Genomic DNA, 18,981 nt, shown 5'->3' with positions numbered 1-18,981 from the left:
ATAGGCGTCGCTGTAAGACTCGCCGGCCTGCACGACCTCGACGGTCGCGCCACCGTGGGCGCGCACGGCATCGACCTTCACCTGCGGCGTGGTCACCGGCACGCAGATCACGGCCTTCACACCCAGTTTCGCCGCCGAAAGCGCCACGCCCTGCGCGTGATTGCCCGCCGAGGCGGTAATCACGCCGCGCTCCAGTTGCGCGGGCGAGAGGTGCGCCATCTTGTTGTACGCGCCGCGCAGCTTGAAGGAGAACACTGGCTGGTTGTCCTCGCGCTTGAGGAACACGGCGTTGCGCAGGCGCGCCGAGAGGTTCGGGGCGCGCTCGAGTTCGGTCTCGCGGGCGACGTCGTAGACGCGGGCGGTGAGGATTGTCTTCAGGTAATCGTCGTGGGAGGCCATGCGAGGACGCGCCGGGCGCGGGTTTAGGGCGGGAAAGCGTAAATGATAGCGCCAACGGCTTCCGCTCTGGCGGCGGGGGCGTACCAGCGCGGGCATACCAGCGCGGGCATACCGGCGCGGGCATACCGGCGCGGGCATACCGGCGCGGGCATACCGGCGCGGGCTGGCGGCTGTCACTCGACGCGCCGGCGCGATTCGCCGACCGGCCGGAAGGCAAATCATCGTCAAAGCGCGTGCAATCCAGCGTGAACCACCCGTCAACGCAAGTGAATGTTATGTGTTCACCAAGTTCCCACGCGGCGTCAGCGCGGGCGCGGATCATGCGGTAAAATCTGTTTTCGAAACAAGGATCGGATGATGCACTGGCAACTTCGGACAGCCCATTTGATGCCCGCACGGCGCGTAACCCGCCCGGCGGCGCAGCGGCATGCCCGCCACGCACGATCGTGTCGCTAAATCCGAGCGCCGGGGAACCATCGGCGTGAGCGTTGCCGCCATGTGCCTCCCCACCCCTTTCGTCCGCAGCCAGCCACAGGCGGACACGATTTCAGAATAGCGCCCCACGCGCCCCGTCAGCATCCGTCGCAGCGGCCGCGAGCCGTGCGCGGGGCTGGCCCAAAGAGTCGTCCAACCATGAACGCACCTCAAGTTTTCGATCCTCACGGCGCTGCCACCGCCGTGGCCGCCGACATCGAACCGCGCCTGCGCGAGATTCCCTATAACTACACGTCCTTTTCGGACCGCGAAATCGTCATCCGCCTGCTCGGCGAAGACGCATGGAACGCGCTCGCCGAACTGCGCGCGGAGCGCCGCACCGGCCGCTCGGCGCGCATGCTCTACGAGGTGCTGGGCGATATCTGGGTCGTGCGCCGCAACCCGTATCTGCAGGACGACCTGCTCGACAACCCGAAGCGCCGCGCGCTCCTGATCGAGGCGCTGAACCACCGCCTCGCCGAAATCGAAAAGCGTCGCCGCGCCGATCTGCAGGAGCATGCGGACAAGGAAGGGGTGGAGCGCGCCGCGCGCGTGGAAAAGCTGGTCAGCGCCACGCGCCGCGCCATCGACGCCTTCGCGGGCGAGTTCGAGAAGATGGCCGACTTGCGCCGCCGCGCCGTCAAGGTGCTCGGCAAGCGCACGCAGAAGGACAACATCCGCTTCGACGGCCTCTCGCGCGTCTCGCACGTGACCGACGCGACCGACTGGCGCGTGGAATACCCATTCGTCGTCCTGACGCCCGATACCGAAGCGGAGATCGCCGGGCTCATCAAGGCCTGCTTCGAACTCGGCCTCACGGTGATTCCGCGCGGAGGCGGCACGGGCTACACGGGCGGCGCGGTGCCGCTCACGCCGTTCTCGGCCGTCATCAACACCGAGAAGCTCGAGCAGCTCGGGCCCGTCGAGATGACCGACCTGCCAGGCGTGGACCGCAAGGTCGCGACCATTTTCTCGGGCGCGGGCGTGGTCACGCGCCGTGTGACCGAGGCCGCCGACGCCGCGGGTTTCGTGTTTGCCGTGGACCCGACCTCGCTCGATGCGTCGTGCATCGGCGGCAACGTCGCGATGAACGCGGGCGGCAAGAAGGCCGTGCTGTGGGGCACGGCGCTCGACAATCTCGCCTGGTGGCGCATGGTCGACCCGGAAGGCAACTGGCTCGAAGTCACGCGTCTTGACCACAACATGGGCAAGATCCACGACATCGCCGTGGCGCGCTTCGAGCTGAAGTGGTTCGACGGCGAATACGCGCCGGGCGAAAAGCTCTTGCGCACCGAGTCGCTCGATATCGAGGGCAAGCGCTTCCGCAAGGAAGGCCTCGGCAAGGACGTCACCGATAAATTCCTGGCCGGCCTGCCGGGCGTGCAGAAGGAAGGCTGCGACGGGCTCATCACGTCGGCGCGCTGGGTGCTGCACAAGATGCCGGCGCATACGCGCACGGTGTGCCTCGAGTTCTTTGGTCAGGCGCGCGAGGCGATTCCGAGCATCGTCGAGATCAAGGACTACCTGTTCGAAACGTCGAAGCAGGGCGGTGCGATTCTCGCGGGCCTCGAGCACCTCGACGAGCGCTATCTGCGCGCCGTGGGCTACGCGACCAAGAGCAAGCGCAACGCGTTTCCGAAGATGGTGCTGATCGGCGATATCGTCGGCGACGACGCCGATGCCGTGGCCGCCGCGACCTCGGAAGTCATCCGCATGGCCAACGGCAAGAGCGGCGAAGGCTTCGTCGCGGTGTCCGCCGAGGCGCGCAAGCGCTTCTGGCTCGACCGCAGCCGCACGGCCGCAATTGCCAAGCACACCAACGCGTTCAAGATCAACGAAGACGTCGTGATTCCGCTCAACCGCATGGGCGAGTACACGGACGGCATCGAGCGCATCAACATCGAGCTGTCGATCAAGAACAAGCTGCAGCTGGTCGACGCGCTCGAAGCGTTCTTCAAGGCAGGCAAGCTGCCGCTCGGCAAGACGGACGACGCAAACGAGATTCCCTCCGCGGAACTGCTCGAAGACCGCGTGCAGCAGGCGCTCGACTTGCTCAAGCGCGTGCGCGAGCGCTGGACCTTTGTGGGCGAGAAGCTCGACCTGTCGCTGCGCGAGGCGCAGCACTACCTCGTGCAACTGGGCTATGAGGCGCTGGCGGAAAAGTTCGCCGACCGCGTGGATGCGCAGCCGGACGCCAACGTCTTCCACGTGACCCAGGACCGCACGGTGCGCATCTCGTGGAAGCAGGAGATCCGCGCGGAACTGCGCAAGATCTTCAACGGCGGCGAATTCAAGCCGATCCTCGACGAGACTCAGGCGATCCACAAGAAGGTGCTGCGCGGCCGCGTGTTCGTGGCGCTGCACATGCACGCCGGCGACGGCAACGTGCACACGAACCTGCCGGTCAACTCGGACAACTACGAGATGCTGCAGGACGCGCACCACGCGGTGGCGCGCATCATGAAGCTCGCGCGTTCGCTCGACGGCGTGATTTCGGGCGAGCACGGCATCGGCATCACGAAGCTCGAATTCCTGACCGATGACGAGATCGCCGAGTTCCGCGCCTACAAGCAGCGCGTCGACCCGCAAGGCCGCTTCAACGCGGGCAAGCTGCTCGAAGGCGCCGACCTGCGCAACGCCTACACGCCGTCGTTCGGCCTGATGGGCTATGAGTCGCTCATCATGAAGCAGTCCGACATTGGCGCGATTGCCGATTCGGTGAAGGACTGTCTGCGCTGCGGCAAGTGCAAGCCGGTGTGCGCGACGCACGTGCCGCGCGCGAACCTGCTCTACAGCCCGCGCAACAAGATTCTCGCGACCTCCTTGCTGGTCGAGGCGTTCCTGTACGAAGAGCAGACGCGCCGTGGCGTGTCGATCAAGCACTGGGACGAGTTCAATGACGTGGCCGACCACTGTACGGTCTGCCACAAGTGCGTGACGCCGTGCCCGGTCAAGATCGACTTCGGCGACGTGACGATGAACATGCGCAACCTGCTGCGCAAGATGGGCAAGAAGAAGTTCAACGCGGGCAACGCGGCGGGCATGTTCTTCCTGAACGCCACGAACCCGCAGACCATCAATCTCGCGCGCACTGCGATGATGGGCGTGGGCTACAAGGCGCAGCGCCTCGGCAACGACGTGCTGAAGAAGTTCGTGAAGAAGCAGACGGCACATCCGCCCGCATCCACGGGCAAGCCGGCCGTGGTCGAGCAGGTGATCCACTTCGTCAACAAGAAGATGCCGGGCAACCTGCCGAAGAAGACGGCGCGCGCGCTGCTCGACATCGAAGACAACAAGATCGTGCCGATCATCCGCAACCCGAAGACGACGAGCGTCGATTCGGAAGCGGTGTTCTACTTCCCCGGCTGCGGCTCGGAGCGTCTGTTCTCGCAAGTGGGGCTCGCCACACAAGCCATGCTCTGGGAAGCGGGCGTGCAGACGGTGCTGCCGCCGGGCTACCTGTGCTGCGGTTATCCGCAGCGCGGCTCGGGCCAGTACGACAAGGCCGAGAAGATCGTCACCGACAACCGCGTGCTGTTCCACCGCGTGGCGAATACGCTCAACTACCTCGACATCAAGACGGTGGTGGTGTCGTGCGGCACGTGCTACGACCAGCTGGCCGGTTATGAATTCGACAAGATTTTCCCGGGATGCCGCATCATCGACATCCACGAATTCCTGCTGGAGAAGGGCATCAAGCTCGATGGCGTGTCGGGTACGCGCTACATGTACCACGACCCGTGCCACACGCCGATCAAGACGATCGACCCGGTCAAGCTCGTCAATGAACTGATGGGTTCCGAAAAGGACGGCTACAAGATCGAGAAGAACGATCGCTGCTGCGGCGAATCGGGCACGCTGGCCGTCACGCGCCCGGACATTTCGACTCAGGTGCGTTTCCGCAAGGAAGAGGAAATCCGCAAGGGCGCGGCGAAGCTGCGCGGCATTCCGATCGTGGGCAACGGCGCGAACGGAGTGCAGCCGGCAACGCCGCAGGAAGCGGGCGGGCAGGGTACGACGCAGGACGTCAAGATTCTGACGAGCTGCCCGTCGTGCCTCCAGGGTCTGTCGCGGTACAACGAAGACGCCAACATCGAAGCCGACTACATCGTGGTGGAAATCGCCCGGCACATACTTGGCGAAAACTGGATGGCGGACTACGTTCAGAACGCGAACAATGGCGGAATCGAGCGCGTGCTGGTCTAATGGCAGCGCTCAATTTTCCGTGAACCGGTTCGGGGACGACGATGACATGCGTATTCTGCAGTGAGGAAGGCGGCGATGTGCTGTGGCAGGACGAGCGCATGCGCGTCGTGCTCGCGACTGCCGAGGCCGACTATCCCGGCTTTTGCCGGGTCATCTGGAATGCGCACGTCGCCGAATTCTCGGACCTGGGCGTGGCCGACCGGGAACATCTGATGCGCGCGGTGTACGCCGTCGAGCGTGCGCTGCGCCGCATCATGCAGCCTTCGAAGGTGAATCTGGCGAGCCTCGGCAACCAGGTGCCGCACGTGCACTGGCACGTGATTCCGCGCTTCACAAACGACGCCCATTTCCCCATGTCCGTCTGGTCGCCGCGCCAGCGCACGGTGTCCGAGGCGATGCTGGGCCAGCGCCGCGCACAGGCCACGCTGCTGCGCGACGCGGTGCGCCAGGAAATGGAGCAGGCTTAAGGCCAGACCAGGCCCGGGCCGGGCGGTGGGCGTCCAACAGCAGGAACGATCATGAGTGGACTGAAATCCGATACGCCGGTGCCAACCGGCGTCGTGGTGCACGCGCTCTCGCGCGTGCTGGAACTCCAGTACGCGAACGGCGAGAGCTACCGCGTGCCTTTCGAGCTGATGCGCGTGTTTTCGCCCTCGGCGGAAGTGCGCGGACATGGCCCCGGCCAGGAAACGCTGCAAACAGGCAAGCGCGAGGTGACGATCACGGCGCTCGAAGGGGTCGGCAACTATGCGCTGCAGCCCACGTTTTCCGACGGCCACAACACCGGCATCTATTCGTGGGACCAGCTCTACGAGCTTGCCACGCGCCAGGACGAACTCTGGGCGGAATATTTCGCCAAACTGAAGGCGGCGGGCGTCGAACGTGACGCACCCATGGCGGCGCCCCCTGCCGCGCATGGCCACTGCCACTGACGCTTCCTGTTACGATCCTGCCCCGCCGCTTCTCTGACAGACGCGGCGCAGCACCTCAATAGAACACCCTTCCGCGAAAGGACGAGCGCGATGAGCAAAACCCACTTCGGCTATCAGACAGTCGACGAACAGGACAAGGCGAAGAAGGTGGCCGGCGTGTTTCACTCGGTCGCCTCGAACTACGACCTGATGAACGACCTGATGTCGGGCGGGCTGCACCGCGCGTGGAAGGCGTTCACGATCGCCCAGGCGAACATCCGGCCGGGCGCAAAGGTGCTCGACATTGCGGGCGGCACCGGCGACCTCTCCATGGCGTTCGCGAAGAAAGCCGGCCCGACGGGCGAGGTCTGGCACACCGACATCAACGAGTCGATGCTGCGCGTGGGCCGCGACCGCCTGATCGACAACGGCGTGATCACGCCGGCGCTTTTGTGCGACGCCGAGAAAATTCCCTTTCCGGACAACTACTTCGACGTGGTGACCGTGGCTTTCGGGCTGCGCAACATGACGCACAAGGACGCCGCGCTGGCCGAGATGCGCCGCGTGCTCAAGCCGGGCGGCCGCGTGCTCGTGCTCGAGTTCTCAAAGGTCTGGGAGCCGCTCAAGAAGGCGTACGACGTGTATTCGTTCAAGGTGCTGCCGTGGCTTGGCCGCCGCTTTGCCCAGGACGCGGACAGCTACCAGTACCTCGCGGAATCGATCCGCATGCACCCCGATCAGGAAACACTCAAGACGATGATGGAACAAGTCGGCCTCGACGCCGTCAAATATTACAATTTGTCAGCTGGCGTGGTAGCCTTACACGTCGGCACAAAGTATTAGTGTTTCCAAATCACTGTCTTTAAAGGAATTTCCGTTATGTCTGAGCCCAGAATCGATGCTTCCAAAAAGCTTTCATCATCGTGGGCCAGACGAATCGGTGTTCTGGCCCTCGCCGGCGTGATGATTGCCGGCAGTCTCGCGTCGTTCGACGCCGAGGCTCGCCGCATGGGTGGCGGCCGCAGTTTCGGCAAGCAGTCGTCGGTGGCCTCGCAGCGCAGCACCACGCCGCCGCCCGCCCAGCCCAGCCCCACGAGCCCCACTAATTCCGCGCAGCAGGCCGGGGCCCAGCGCGCACCCGCCACGCCGGCTCCCACGCCCGCGGCCGCGCCGGCGCGCAACCGCTGGCTTGGGCCTATTGCGGGTCTCGCGGCCGGTCTCGGCATCGCCGCGCTGCTTTCGCACTTCGGCCTTGGCGAGGCGTTCGCGGGCATGATGGCCAACATGATCGTGATCGCGATCATCGCCTTTATCGCCGTCTGGCTGATCCGCAAGTTCATGAGCCGACGCCGTGCCGCGGAGCCCGCGTACCAGACCGGTGGCGGGTACGGTTCGTCGGCCAGCCTGAACCAGTCGGGCGGGTATCAGCCGCAGGAGCCGCGCTACAGCGCGCCGCCCACAGGGCAGTACCTCGCGTCTGAGGCCAATCCGGTCAGCACCCCGCACGCCGATACGGCGCCCACCGTCCCGGCTGGCTTCGATACCGAAGCCTTCGTGCGCAACGCGAAGGTTTACTTCGTGCGTCTGCAGGCCGCTTGGGACGCCGGCAACATGGACGACATCCGCGAATTCACGACGCCGGAGATGTTTGCCGAGATCCGCGTCGATCTCGCGGGCCGCGGCGCGCAGCCGAACCAGACCGACGTCGTGCAACTCAACGCGGACTTGCTCGGCGTGGATGAGCGCGACAACGAATACCTTGCGAGCGTGCGTTTCTCCGGCCTGATTCGCGAAACCATGGGGGCGCCCGCCGTGCCGTTTGCGGAGGTGTGGAATCTCTCGAAGTCGCGCACGTCGGGTGAAGGCTGGCTGCTCGCGGGTATCCAGCAGGTCGAAACTCACTGAGTTTGCAAGGACGTAGTGCGCTTCGTGTGCGCTTCGTGATTTGATAAAGATCACGCAGCGCTGCGCCAGCCAGCCGTTGTGCCTCGTTGGCGAGGGCAGGGTGGCGGCGCGATCCGACGGCTCGAACGTTACAATGGGAACCCGCCCGGGCTTGTGCCCGTGCGGGTTTTCTTATTCCATGCCGATGACTCTTGCCGCCAAGCCCTTCGCTGCTGCCGTCAATCACCTGCTCGCCCGTGAAACGTGGGCACGCGAGCGCCTCGCCCCGTATGCGGGCAAGACGGCGCGCCTCACCTGCCCGCCTGTCGTGCTCACGCTGCTCGTGCAGCCGGACGGCTATCTGGGCGCGGTCGAGGATCACGATGCCGGCGATGTCGACGTGACGCTTTCGCTGCCCGCGGGTGCGCTCTCGTCGTTCGTGCAGGGCGGCCAGGCGGCCGTCATGAAGCACGTCAAGATCGAGGGCGATGCCGAGTTCGCGCAGGTCATCGGCAAGCTCGCCGAGCATCTGCGCTGGGAGCCCGAAGAGGACCTCGCGAAGCTGATTGGTGACGCGCCGGCTTCACGCATCGCTACGCTCGCGCGCGCCGCGGGTGAGCAGGCACTGCGCACCGGCCGCAACGTGCTTGGCTCGGTCACGGAATATCTGCTCGACGAAAATCCGCAGCTCGTGCGGCGCGCCGAGCTCGACGGCTTCAACGAAGACCTGTCGCGCGCTCGCGATGCGCTGGCGCGCGTGGAAAAGCGCATCGAGCGAATCGAACAAAAATCACAGGCCGGCGGCGGGAGCGAGAGCGCTGCCCCGCACGGCTCGCGCTAGTCAACAGGCCCCCCAGACATGCGTTTTCTGCGTTTTCTCAAGATTTTCTTCACCGTCATCCGCTTCGGCCTGGACGAGATGATGTTGAGCCGGATTAACGACCGGCGCGTGGCGCTGCTCCTGCGCATCACCACGATCGGCCGTCGTTTCGACGATCCGCCCGGCTTGCGCCTGCGTCTCGCACTCGAAAGCCTCGGCCCGATCTTCGTGAAATTCGGCCAGGTGCTGTCCACGCGCCGCGACCTGCTGCCGCCCGATATCGCCAACGAGCTTGCAAAGCTGCAGGACCAGGTGCCCCCGTTCGATTCGAACGTGGCGATCGGCCTGATCGAGAAGTCGCTGGGTGCGCCCGTCGATGCGATTTTCGACGAGTTCGAACGCGTGCCGGTGGCGAGCGCGTCGATCGCGCAGGTGCACTTCGCCAAGGTGAAGTCCGGCCAGCACGCGGGCAAGCCGGTGGCGGTGAAGGTGCTGCGCCCGAACATGCGTCCGGTGATCGATTCGGACCTCGCGCTCCTGCGCGACATCGCCGTGTGGGCCGAGCGCCTGTGGGCCGACGGCAAGCGCCTGAAGCCGCGCGAAGTGGTGGCCGAATTCGACAAGTACCTGCACGACGAGCTCGACCTCATGCGCGAGGCCGCCAACGGCAGCCAGTTGCGCCGCAATTTCGCGGGCCTCGACTTGCTGCTCGTGCCGGAAATGTACTGGGAATTCAGCACGGCCAATGTGCTCGTGATGGAGCGCATGGTCGGCGTGCCGATCAGCCAGGTGGACAAGCTGCGCGCAGCCGGCGTGGACATTCCGAAGCTCGCGCGCGAGGGCGTGGAGATCTTCTTCACGCAGGTGTTCCGCGACGGCTTCTTTCACGCCGACATGCACCCCGGCAACATCCAGGTGAGCCTCGATCCCACGCATTTCGGCCGCTATATCGCGCTCGATTTCGGCATCGTCGGCGCGCTGTCGGACTTCGACAAGAACTACCTCGCGCAGAACTTTCTCGCGTTCTTCAAGCGCGACTATCACCGCGTGGCGACGCTGCATATCGAGTCGGGGTGGGTGCCGCCCAATACGCGCGTGGAAGAGCTGGAAAGCGCGATTCGCGCCGTGTGCGAACCGTATTTCGACCGGGCGTTGAAGGACATTTCGCTTGGCCAGGTGCTGCTGCGTCTGTTCCAGACCTCGCGGCGTTTCAACGTGGAAATCCAGCCGCAGCTCGTGCTGCTGCAAAAGACCATGCTCAACGTCGAAGGCCTTGGGCGTTCGCTCGATCCCGAACTCGATCTCTGGAAAACGGCGAAGCCTTATCTCGAGCGCTGGATGACCGAGCAGATCGGCTTGCGCGGCTGGTACGAGCGCTTCAAGATCGAAGCGCCGCAATGGAGCAAGACGCTGCCGCAATTGCCGCGTCTTGTGCACCAGGTGCTGCTGCACCGCCAGGAGCCGCACGGTTTCGCCAGCGACGAGACCATCCGCGCGATGCTCGCCGAGCAACGCCGCACGAACCGCCTGCTGCAGGGCCTGCTCGTGTTCGGCGTGGCCGTGGGCGTGGGCATGGTGGCGGCGCGCGTGTGGCTTGCGTTCGCGTACGGCGGCTGACGCACCACGAGAACCAGGAGTGAGACGATGAGCGACCCGACCCTGCCGCCGCAACCTGACGACGTGCCCGAATTCGAAACCCGCGACCCGGCGTCGCCCTCGTTCTGGGACGAGCGCTTCGAGCGCGGTTTCACGCCGTGGGACCAGGCGGGCGTGCAACGCCAGTTCGAAGCCTTCGCCACCGCGCATCCTGATGCCGCGGTGCTGATTCCGGGCTGCGGCAACGCCTGGGAGGCGCGCTGGCTCGCCGAGCGCGGGCGCACGGTGCGCGCCATCGACTTCGCCCCGGCCGCGGTCGCGAGCGCGCGCGCGGCGCTGGGGCAGTACGCCGGCGTCGTCGAGGAGGCGGACTTTTACGCTTATACGCCGCCGTTCACGCCGGCCTGGGTGTTCGAGCGCGCTTTCCTGTGCGCGCTGCCCAAGTCGCTGCGCGCGAGCTACGCCGTGCGCATGGCCCAGCTGTTGCAGCCCGGCGCATTGCTGGCGGGCTACTTCTTCATCGGCGAAACGCCCAAGGGGCCGCCGTTCGCCATCGCGCGCGATGAACTCGACGCCTTGCTCACGCCATACTTCACGCTCGCCGACGATCAGGCAGTGGCCGACTCGCTGCCCGTGTTCGCCGGGCGCGAGCGCTGGCTCGTGTGGCGCCGCAACGACGCCGCGCCGTCGCACGTTTGAGCGGTGTCAGGCGGGCGCGCGACGTGCTCGCCGCCTTGCATTGCCGCGTGCGCTCTTGATGTGCGCGCAAGCTGCCCTCATGTGAACTGAGGCGGCTGCAATCCTTTCGACCCTCCCCGCTGGACACCCAACCCCGGTAAATGCCAGGGGCGGTCCTGGTTTGCGGCTATAATTCAAGGCTTTGCAAGCAATTATCAGATTTTCATCAGGATAGAGATCATGCCGATCTACGCTTATCGCTGCGAGTCGTGCGGCTTCGACAAGGACGTGCTCCAAAAGATGAGCGATGCGCCCCTGACGCAGTGCCCGAGCTGCGGCGCGGACACATTTCGCAAGCAGGTCACCGCGGCGGGCTTCCAGCTGAAGGGTTCGGGCTGGTACGTCACCGATTTCCGCGGCGGTAACGGCGCCAAGAGCGCTGCGGCGACCGGCGCGAAGGAAAACGCGTCGTCGGAAGGCAGCAAGCCGGCCGGCGAGGGCGCCGCAAGTGGTTCCAGCGAAGCGAGCGCAGCCGCGCCCGCTGCGAGCACACAAGCGAGCACCCCGGCGAGCACCCCGGCGAGCACGCCCAGCCCGGCAGCCTCGACCTGAAAACCTGCGGCGCGATTCCTGCATTCCCGGGAATACGCGCCGCGCCGAAGCCGCGCTGGCAGCCCATTAGCCGTGCGCGGCGCGTTTGGCGGTGTACATGACGATCAAGAAAGCGACGTTCAAATCGGTATTCCTGACCGGCCTGCTGGTGCTGGTGCCGTTGGCCATCACGCTATGGGTGCTGAACCTCGTCATCGGCACGATGGATCAGACGCTGCTGCTGCTGCCCGAATCGTGGCGGCCGGAGCGCGTGTTCGGCGTGCGCCTGCCGGGTCTCGGCGCGGTGCTCACGCTCGCGTTCATCTTCGGAGTCGGTCTGCTCACGCACAACTTCATCGGCCAGAAGCTGGTGGAGTGGTGGAACGCGCTGGTGCGCCGCATTCCGATCATCGGACCGCTGTACGGCAGCATCCAGCAGGTTTCCGATACACTGCTTTCGAGCAACGGCAACGCATTTCGCAAGGCGCTCCTGATCGAGTACCCGCGCAAGGGTTCGTGGACGATCGCGTTTCTCACCGGCATTCCCGGCGGCGACGTGGTCAACCACCTGCAGGAAGATCATGTGAGCGTGTATGTCCCGACTACGCCGAATCCCACGTCGGGCTTCTTCCTGATGGTGCCAAAGAGCGAGGTGGTCGAGCTGGACATGACCGTCGACGCCGCGCTCAAGTATATTGTTTCGATGGGCGTGGTCGCGCCGGCAACCTCTCCACGCCGCCCCATCGATCCTCCGCTTTAAATACCGGACGACGCGCTTGCACGCGCCGCTCCCGTTCATTCATGCATAACGAAAGACGAACATCATGTCGATGAGATCTGAATACTGCGGTCTGGTGACCGAACAGCTGCTGGGCCAAACTGTTTCGCTGTGCGGATGGGTGCAGCGCCGCCGCGACCATGGCGGCGTCATCTTCATCGACCTGCGCGACCGCGAGGGCCTCGTTCAGGTCGTCTGCGACCCGGATCGCGCGGAAATGTTCAAGGCCGCCGAAGGCGTGCGCAACGAGTTCTGCGTCCAGATCAAGGGTCTCGTTCGCAATCGTCCGGAAGGCACGGTCAACGCCAACCTCACGAGCGGCAAGATCGAAGTGCTGTGCCATGAACTCGTCGTGCTCAACGCGTCGGTCACGCCGCCGTTCCAGCTCGACGACGACAACCTCTCGGAAACCACGCGCCTCACGCATCGCGTGCTCGACCTGCGCCGTCCGCAAATGCAGCACAACCTGCGTCTGCGCTATCGCGTGACGATGGCCGTGCGCAAGTATCTCGACGCGCTCGGCTTCATCGACATCGAAACGCCGATGCTCACGAAGAGCACGCCGGAAGGCGCACGCGACTACCTCGTGCCGTCGCGCGTGAACGCTGGCCAGTTCTTCGCGCTGCCGCAGTCGCCGCAGCTCTTCAAGCAGCTCCTGATGGTGGCGAACTTCGATCGCTACTACCAGATCGTCAAGTGCTTCCGCGACGAAGACCTGCGCGCTGACCGTCAGCCCGAATTCACGCAGATCGACTGCGAAACGTCGTTCCTCGGCGAGCAGGAAATCCGCGACCTGTTCGAAGACATGGCGCGTCACGTGTTCAAGGAAACGATTGGCGTCGAGCTCGACGCGAAGTTCCCGGTCATGCCGTACTCGGAAGCCATGCGCCGCTTCGGTTCGGACAAGCCGGACCTGCGCGTGAAACTCGAGTTCACCGATCTGACTGACGCCGTGAAGGACGTGGACTTCAAGGTGTTCAGCACGCCGGCCAACAGCAAGGACGGCCGCGTTGCGGCGCTGCGCGTGCCGAAGGGCGGCGAACTCTCGCGCGGCGACATCGACGGCTACACGGAATTCGTACGCATCTACGGCGCGAAGGGCCTCGCCTGGATCAAGGTCAACGAAGTCGCGAAGGGCCGTGACGGTCTGCAAAGCCCGATCGTCAAGAACCTGCACGACGCGTCGATCGCTGCGATCCTCGAGCGCACCGGTGCGCAAGACGGCGACATCATCTTCTTCGCGGCAGATCGCGCGAAGGTGGTGAACGACAGCCTGGGCGCGCTGCGCCTGAAGATCGGCCATTCGGAGTTCGGCAAGACCAACGGCCTGGTCGAGAAGGGCTGGAAGCCGCTGTGGGTGATCGACTTCCCGATGTTCGAGTACGACGAGGAAGAAAACCGCTACGTGGCCGCGCACCACCCGTTCACGAGCCCGAAGGACGAGCACCTGGAATACCTCGAAACGGATCCGGGCCGCTGCCTCGCGAAGGCTTACGACATGGTGCTGAACGGCTGGGAAATCGGCGGCGGCTCGGTGCGTATTTATCAGGAAGACGTGCAGAGCAAGGTGTTCCGCGCGCTCAAGATCAATGCGGAAGAAGCCCGTGCGAAGTTCGGCTTCCTGCTCGACGCGCTCCAGTACGGCGCGCCGCCGCACGGCGGTATCGCATTCGGTCTGGACCGCATCGTCACGATGATGGCCGGCGCCGACTCGATCCGCGACGTGATCGCGTTCCCGAAGACGCAGCGTGCGCAGGATCTGCTCACGCAGGCGCCGAGCCCGGTGGACGAGCGCCAGCTGCGCGAACTGCACATCCGTCTGCGTCAGCCCGAGCAGAAGGCAGCGCAGTAAGCGCTTGATCCCTGCTGCGAAGGCCCTTGGGGCTTTTGCATCGCAACAACAAAAAAGGCGCATCGTGCGCCTTTTTTGCTTTTTGCGTTAAATTACCTTTAGACGCGCCGCAAGCGCGCAGTGCGCGTTCCTCCCCACGCTCCATCGCCATGCAGAAGCCGCCGAAGATTCCGGAATCCGTACTCGTCGTCATCCATACGCCGCAACTGGAGGTCCTGATCATCGAACGCGCCGACCGGCCCGGTTTCTGGCAGTCGGTCACCGGTTCCAAGGACCGGCTCGACGAACCGTTCGCCGAAACCGCGGTGCGGGAGGTGGGCGAAGAGACGGGCATTGCTGTCGGCGCGGCGGGCGTTCCGCACTCGGCGCTGCTCGACTGGCGTCACGAGATCGAGTACGAGATCTATCCTGTCTGGCGCCATCGCTACGCGCCCGGCGTCACGCGCAACACGGAGCACTGGTTCAGCCTGGAAGTGCCCGCGGGCACAGTCGTCACGCTCGCGCCGCGCGAGCATACGGCTTATGTGTGGCTGCCTTACGAGCAGGCGGCGGCGAAGTGTTTCTCGTGGTCGAACCGCGAGGCCATTCTGCAACTGCCCGAGCGGCTAGGCGAAGGTCGCGGGTGAGCCCAACATGAGCGAGACCAGTACCGATCCCGGCATTGAATCGCAGCGCGTGGTGAGGCTGCGCGAGGCGCTGCTTGGCCGGCGCTATCGTTCACGCTATCGCTTCACGAGCGGCAACGACGTGCGCCTGTTTGGCTCGAGCGCCGAACTGTTCGGCGCGATGATCGAACGCATCGACGCCGCCGCGCGCGACGTTGCGCTCGAAACCTACATCTTCTGCGACGACGACATCGGTCGCGCGCTCTCCGACGCGCTCATACGCGCGGCGGCGCGCGGCGTGCGCGTGCGCGTCATCACCGACGGCATTGGCTCGCCGCGCATTGCGCTGTTCGAGACCTGGCCTGGCGCCGGCGTGGAGCATCGCGTCTACAACCCGCATATCTTCGGGCGCTTCGGTTTTTCGCGCACGCACCGCAAGCTTTGTGTGATCGACGACCAGTTCGCGTATTGCGGCGGCATCAACGTGATCGACGACTTCGAGCAGGACGGCCACAAGCTGCCGTATTCGCGCTGGGATTTCGCCGTCGAACTGCACGGCCCCGTGGTCGTGGACGTGCGCCTTGCGATCGAGCAGCAGTGGCGGCGGATCCGGCTCGGGTACCGGCCGCCGCTGCCCCAGCAGGTTTCGCCCGGCGTGCCCGCGAGCGCGGGCTTCATGTCGCCGCATCCCACGGGCCATACGATCGGGCGCCCCACGCAGATCGTCGACGACGCACTGCGCGCGCTCGCGCCCACGGTGGACTCGCCGCGCGCGAAGCGCTTCTTCACGCGGCTGCGCGAGCGTCTGCGCGCGAGCGTGCGCGATCCGCGCACGGCGCAAGTGCCCTGCGTGGCGTTCGTCGCGCGCGACAACGTGGTCAACCGGCGCGCCATCGAAAAGGCTTATCTCGACGCCATCGGCGAGGCGCGCAAGGAAGTGCTGCTCGCCAATCCGTATTTCATGCCGGGCCGGCGGTTGCGGCGCGCGCTGGTGAGCGCCGCGGAACGCGGCGTGGCCGTCAAGCTTTTGGTCGGACGAAAAGAATTCAAGGTGCTCGACTACGGGGTGCCGTTCCTCTATCACCAGTTGCTCAGCGCGGGCGTGCAGATTGCGGAGTACGAGAAAACGATGCTCCACGGCAAAGTGGCCGTCGTCGATTCGAGCTGGGGCACCGTGGGTTCCTCGAATCTCGATGCGCTGAGCCTCGTGCTCAACAACGAGGCCAACGTGCTGCTCGTGCAGCATCCGCAGATCGAACAGCTGCGCGGCGAGATACTCACGGCATTCGGCGATGCCGCGCAGATCGACCGCGCGCGCTACGAGGCGCGGCCGTGGCACGTGCGCGCCGTGAACTGGCTTGCGTGGGCGTTCTATCGTGCCCTCATGAAGCTCATTACGGTGGGCGGCTACGACTAGAACGAGAAAGCCGCCTGCCATACGAATCCGCGCACGTGCAATCGAGAGAATGTCGGCTTGCGCGCGGCGCACGAACCCCCAAAATTAGAGTACCGGTTAGAAATCGGTTTCTAATAAAGTCCTTGTTTCGCGGACGGCTGTCCTCAACAATAGTACGGCCGTTCGATTTAATTCAGGCCTTGATGTAAGCAGTTGACGAGCAATTGACGGCAACATCGCGGCCACATCGTTACGGTAAAGAAAGCTATGCGAAAAGGCGAACAGACACGAGCCGCCATTCTGGATGCAGCACTCGACCTCGCAGGACGCGATGGCCTGGAAGGCCTGACCATCGGCCTGCTCGCCGAGCGCATGCAGATGAGCAAGAGTGGCGTCTTCGCTCACTTCGGGTCTCGGGAAGACCTGCAGGTCGAGGTGGTGCGCGAGTACCACCGTCGATTCGAGGAAGAAGTCTTCTTTCCGAGTTTGCGCGAGCCGCGCGGTTTGCCGCGTCTGCGTGCGATGCTGTCGCGATGGTTCGAGAAGCGCATTCACGAAGTCACGACCGGCTGCATCTACATCAGCGGCGCCGTCGAGTACGACGACCGCGCCGACAGCCAGGTGCGCGAACAGCTCGTGGCGAGCGTGTCGATGTGGCGCGCGGCGCTCCTGAGGGCCATTTCGCAGGCAATTGAAGAAGGCCATTTGCGCAAGGAGACCGATCCCGCGCTGATGCTCTTCGAACTGTATAGCGTGACGCTCGGCCTGCACCATGACGGCCGCTTCCTGCATCTGCCGGACGCGGTCGAGCATACGTGGGCCGCGTTCGAGAAGCTGATTGTTTCGTATCAGAGCGAGACCCAGTAGCGCCCAGACCGCAACACGAAGTCGCGGCGGCGCGCGTGGGACCCGTAGCTCAAATTTTGGAGAGAAGACATGGGACAGTACACCGCGCCGCTGCGCGACATGCAGTTCGTGCTGCACGAACTGCTGAACGTGGAAGGCGAAGTGAAGCAGATGCCGAAGCACGCCGACCTCGACGCCGACACCATCAACCAGGTGCTCGAAGAAGCCGGCAAATTCTGCTCCGAGGTGCTGTTTCCGCTGAACCAGGTCGGCGACCGTGAAGGCTGCACCTACGCCGGCGACGGCGTGGTCACCACGCCCACTGGTTTCAAGGAAGCGTACAAGCAATATGTCGAGGCCGGCTGGCCGGCGCTCGGCTGCGATCCCGATTACGGCGGCCAGGGTCTGCCCGCGTTCGTGAACAACGCGCTCTACGAAATGCTGAACTCGGCGAACCAGGCGTGGACCATGTATCCGGGTCTCTCGCATGGCGCCTACGAGTGTCTGCATGCGCACGGCACGCCCGAACTGCAGAAGGCTTATCTGCCGAAGCTCGTCGAAGGCGTGTGGACCGGCACGATGTGCCTGACCGAGCCGCACTGCGGCACCGACCTCGGCATCCTGCGCACGAAGGCCGAGCCGAACGGCGACGGCTCGTTCGCGATCACCGGCACGAAGATCTTCATCTCGAGCGGTGAGCACGACATGGCCGAGAACATCATCCACCTCGTGCTCGCGCGCCTGCCGGACGCGCCGCCGGGAACCAAGGGCATCTCGCTCTTCGTCGTGCCGAAGTTCATCCCCACGGCCGCGGGCGAAGTCGGTGAGCGCAATGGCATCAAGTGCGGCTCGATCGAGCACAAGATGGGCATTCACGGCAACGCGACCTGCGTGATGAATCTCGACGGCGCGAAGGGCTGGCTCGTTGGCGAGCCGAACAAGGGCTTGAACGCCATGTTCGTGATGATGAACGCCGCGCGCCTGGGCGTGGGCATGCAAGGCCTTGGCCTGACCGAAGTCGCTTACCAGAACTCGCTCACGTACGCGAAAGAGCGCCTGCAGATGCGCGCGCTGACCGGCCCGAAGGCGCCCGAAAAGGCCGCCGACCCGATCATCGTGCATCCGGACGTGCGCCGCATGCTGCTCACGCAAAAGGCCTGGGCCGAAGGCGCGCGCGCGTTCACGTACTGGTCGGCGCTGCAGATCGACAAGGAACTTTCGCACGCTGACGAAACCGAGCGCAAGGAAGCCGCCGATCTCGTCGCGCTGCTCACGCCGATCATCAAGGCCTTCCTCACCGACAACGCGTTCGAGAGCACCAACCTCGGCATGCAAGTCTACGGCGGCCACGGCTTCATCTCGGAGTGGGGCATGGAGCAGTACGTGCGCGACGCGCGTATCAACCAGATCTACGAAGGCACGAACACGATCCAGTCGCTCGACCTGCTCGGCCGCAAGGTGCTCGGCGACATGGGCGCGAAGCTCAAGAAGTTCGGCAAGCTCGTGACGGAGTTCGTCGAGAGCGAAGGTATCAAGCCGGAAATGCAGGAGTTCGTGAACCCACTCGCCGACATCGGCGACAAGGTGCAGAAGCTCACGATGGAAATCGGCATGAAGGCGATGCAGAACCCCGACGAAGTCGGCGCCGCTGCGGTGCCGTACCTGCGTACGGCGGGCCACCTCGTGTTCGCGTACTTCTGGGCGCGCATGGCGCGCATCGCGCTCGACAAGGAAAGCTCGGGCGATCCGTTCTACAAGTCGAAGCTGGCCACGGCGCGTTTCTACTTCGCGAAGCTCCTGCCCGAAACGGCCACCGCGATCCGCCAGGCGCGCGCGGGTTCGAAGACGCTGATGGAAGTCGACGAAGCGTTGTTCTAAAAGCCAACGGGCGCGTGCTTTGCAAAGGCGCGCGCCCGCTCAACACGATGTCCAGAGGCGGCGCCCG

The 18,981-nt window shown here is 64.7% G+C and carries 16 protein-coding genes; 15 read left to right on the top strand and 1 reads right to left on the bottom strand.

From position 1 onward, the window contains the following. Positions 1-399: pyridoxal-phosphate dependent enzyme (locus U5A65_RS21655; RefSeq protein ID WP_321947305.1), on the bottom strand; the 399-nt coding region annotated here is incomplete at its 3' end. Between the two features lie 633 nt (positions 400-1,032). Here U5A65_RS21655 and U5A65_RS21650 point away from each other — a divergent pair. The 15 genes from U5A65_RS21650 to U5A65_RS21580 all read left to right on the top strand — a co-directional run bounded on the left by U5A65_RS21650 (position 1,033) and on the right by U5A65_RS21580 (position 18,914). Further along, on the top strand, positions 1,033-5,079 hold the full coding sequence (locus U5A65_RS21650; protein WP_321935000.1) for an FAD/FMN-binding oxidoreductase: 4,047 nt from the start codon (positions 1,033-1,035) through the stop codon (positions 5,077-5,079). Between the two features lie 41 nt (positions 5,080-5,120). Continuing rightward, positions 5,121-5,546, top strand: a complete 426-nt coding sequence (locus U5A65_RS21645; RefSeq protein ID WP_321913665.1) for an HIT family protein — start codon at positions 5,121-5,123, stop codon at positions 5,544-5,546. A gap of 51 nt (positions 5,547-5,597) precedes the next feature. After that, positions 5,598-6,011 carry a DUF971 domain-containing protein gene (locus U5A65_RS21640; RefSeq protein WP_321913666.1) on the top strand — a complete coding sequence of 138 codons (414 nt, stop codon included), beginning with the start codon at positions 5,598-5,600 and terminating at the stop codon, positions 6,009-6,011. Positions 6,012-6,101: 90 nt separating this feature from the next. Continuing rightward, complete coding sequence (ubiE, locus tag U5A65_RS21635) at positions 6,102-6,833, top strand: bifunctional demethylmenaquinone methyltransferase/2-methoxy-6-polyprenyl-1,4-benzoquinol methylase UbiE (protein ID WP_158758634.1); 732 nt, start codon at positions 6,102-6,104, stop codon at positions 6,831-6,833. A 36-nt stretch (positions 6,834-6,869) separates the two neighbouring features. Further along, a complete protein-coding gene (locus U5A65_RS21630; protein ID WP_321947303.1) occupies positions 6,870-7,895 on the top strand; it encodes a Tim44 domain-containing protein in 1,026 nt (341 codons plus the stop codon). Positions 7,896-8,079: 184 nt separating this feature from the next. After that, complete coding sequence (locus tag U5A65_RS21625; RefSeq protein ID WP_321913823.1) at positions 8,080-8,715, top strand: SCP2 domain-containing protein; 636 nt, start codon at positions 8,080-8,082, stop codon at positions 8,713-8,715. 18 nt (positions 8,716-8,733) lie between these two features. Next, positions 8,734-10,311 carry a ubiquinone biosynthesis regulatory protein kinase UbiB gene (gene ubiB, locus U5A65_RS21620; protein WP_321913668.1) on the top strand — a complete coding sequence of 526 codons (1,578 nt, stop codon included), beginning with the start codon at positions 8,734-8,736 and terminating at the stop codon, positions 10,309-10,311. Between the two features lie 27 nt (positions 10,312-10,338). Next, positions 10,339-10,989, top strand: coding sequence for a methyltransferase domain-containing protein (locus U5A65_RS21615; RefSeq protein WP_321947300.1), 651 nt, complete (start codon positions 10,339-10,341; stop codon positions 10,987-10,989). A 219-nt stretch (positions 10,990-11,208) separates the two neighbouring features. Further along, positions 11,209-11,580, top strand: coding sequence for an FmdB family zinc ribbon protein (locus U5A65_RS21610; RefSeq protein ID WP_321913670.1), 372 nt, complete (start codon positions 11,209-11,211; stop codon positions 11,578-11,580). 97 nt (positions 11,581-11,677) lie between these two features. Continuing rightward, the gene (locus U5A65_RS21605; RefSeq protein WP_110384393.1) at positions 11,678-12,319 is read left to right on the top strand and encodes a DUF502 domain-containing protein; all 642 of its coding nucleotides are present in this window, start codon (positions 11,678-11,680) and stop codon (positions 12,317-12,319) included. 64 nt (positions 12,320-12,383) lie between these two features. After that, positions 12,384-14,189 (top strand): aspartate--tRNA ligase, encoded by a 1,806-nt coding sequence (gene aspS, locus U5A65_RS21600; RefSeq protein WP_321913671.1) that lies wholly within the window; start codon positions 12,384-12,386, stop codon positions 14,187-14,189. Between the two features lie 149 nt (positions 14,190-14,338). Next, positions 14,339-14,815, top strand: coding sequence for a dihydroneopterin triphosphate diphosphatase (gene nudB / locus U5A65_RS21595; RefSeq protein ID WP_321913672.1), 477 nt, complete (start codon positions 14,339-14,341; stop codon positions 14,813-14,815). Positions 14,816-14,822: 7 nt separating this feature from the next. Further along, the gene (locus tag U5A65_RS21590) at positions 14,823-16,211 is read left to right on the top strand and encodes a phospholipase D-like domain-containing protein (RefSeq protein ID WP_415765335.1); all 1,389 of its coding nucleotides are present in this window, start codon (positions 14,823-14,825) and stop codon (positions 16,209-16,211) included. Positions 16,212-16,457: 246 nt separating this feature from the next. Beyond that, positions 16,458-17,057: a TetR/AcrR family transcriptional regulator gene (locus U5A65_RS21585; RefSeq protein WP_233882901.1), complete on the top strand. Its 600-nt coding sequence runs from the start codon at positions 16,458-16,460 to the stop codon at positions 17,055-17,057. A 69-nt stretch (positions 17,058-17,126) separates the two neighbouring features. Continuing rightward, a complete protein-coding gene (locus U5A65_RS21580; protein ID WP_321947299.1) occupies positions 17,127-18,914 on the top strand; it encodes an acyl-CoA dehydrogenase C-terminal domain-containing protein in 1,788 nt (595 codons plus the stop codon). Positions 18,915-18,981: the final 67 nt, after the last annotated feature.

Origin of the sequence: Paraburkholderia sp. J10-1, assembly GCF_905220165.1 — a bacterium.
Taxonomy (GTDB): Bacteria; Pseudomonadota; Gammaproteobacteria; order Burkholderiales; family Burkholderiaceae; genus Paraburkholderia.
Note: the sequence above shows the minus strand (reverse complement) of the source record. Positions and strands in the feature narration are given on the sequence as shown.

Excerpts from the sequence above, each read along its gene's own strand:
- U5A65_RS21650 (WP_321935000.1), top strand. The coding sequence starts at position 1,033 with ATGAACGCACCTCAAGTTTTCGATCCTCACGGCGCTGCCACCGCCGTG.
- U5A65_RS21645 (WP_321913665.1), top strand. The coding sequence starts at position 5,121 with ATGACATGCGTATTCTGCAGTGAGGAAGGCGGCGATGTGCTGTGGCAG.
- U5A65_RS21640 (WP_321913666.1), top strand. The coding sequence starts at position 5,598 with ATGAGTGGACTGAAATCCGATACGCCGGTGCCAACCGGCGTCGTGGTG.
- ubiE (WP_158758634.1), top strand. The coding sequence starts at position 6,102 with ATGAGCAAAACCCACTTCGGCTATCAGACAGTCGACGAACAGGACAAG.
- U5A65_RS21630 (WP_321947303.1), top strand. The coding sequence starts at position 6,870 with ATGTCTGAGCCCAGAATCGATGCTTCCAAAAAGCTTTCATCATCGTGG.
- U5A65_RS21625 (WP_321913823.1), top strand. The coding sequence starts at position 8,080 with ATGACTCTTGCCGCCAAGCCCTTCGCTGCTGCCGTCAATCACCTGCTC.
- ubiB (WP_321913668.1), top strand. The coding sequence starts at position 8,734 with ATGCGTTTTCTGCGTTTTCTCAAGATTTTCTTCACCGTCATCCGCTTC.
- U5A65_RS21615 (WP_321947300.1), top strand. The coding sequence starts at position 10,339 with ATGAGCGACCCGACCCTGCCGCCGCAACCTGACGACGTGCCCGAATTC.
- U5A65_RS21610 (WP_321913670.1), top strand. The coding sequence starts at position 11,209 with ATGCCGATCTACGCTTATCGCTGCGAGTCGTGCGGCTTCGACAAGGAC.
- U5A65_RS21605 (WP_110384393.1), top strand. The coding sequence starts at position 11,678 with ATGACGATCAAGAAAGCGACGTTCAAATCGGTATTCCTGACCGGCCTG.
- aspS (WP_321913671.1), top strand. The coding sequence starts at position 12,384 with ATGTCGATGAGATCTGAATACTGCGGTCTGGTGACCGAACAGCTGCTG.
- nudB (WP_321913672.1), top strand. The coding sequence starts at position 14,339 with ATGCAGAAGCCGCCGAAGATTCCGGAATCCGTACTCGTCGTCATCCAT.
- U5A65_RS21590 (WP_415765335.1), top strand. The coding sequence starts at position 14,823 with ATGAGCGAGACCAGTACCGATCCCGGCATTGAATCGCAGCGCGTGGTG.
- U5A65_RS21585 (WP_233882901.1), top strand. The coding sequence starts at position 16,458 with ATGCGAAAAGGCGAACAGACACGAGCCGCCATTCTGGATGCAGCACTC.
- U5A65_RS21580 (WP_321947299.1), top strand. The coding sequence starts at position 17,127 with ATGGGACAGTACACCGCGCCGCTGCGCGACATGCAGTTCGTGCTGCAC.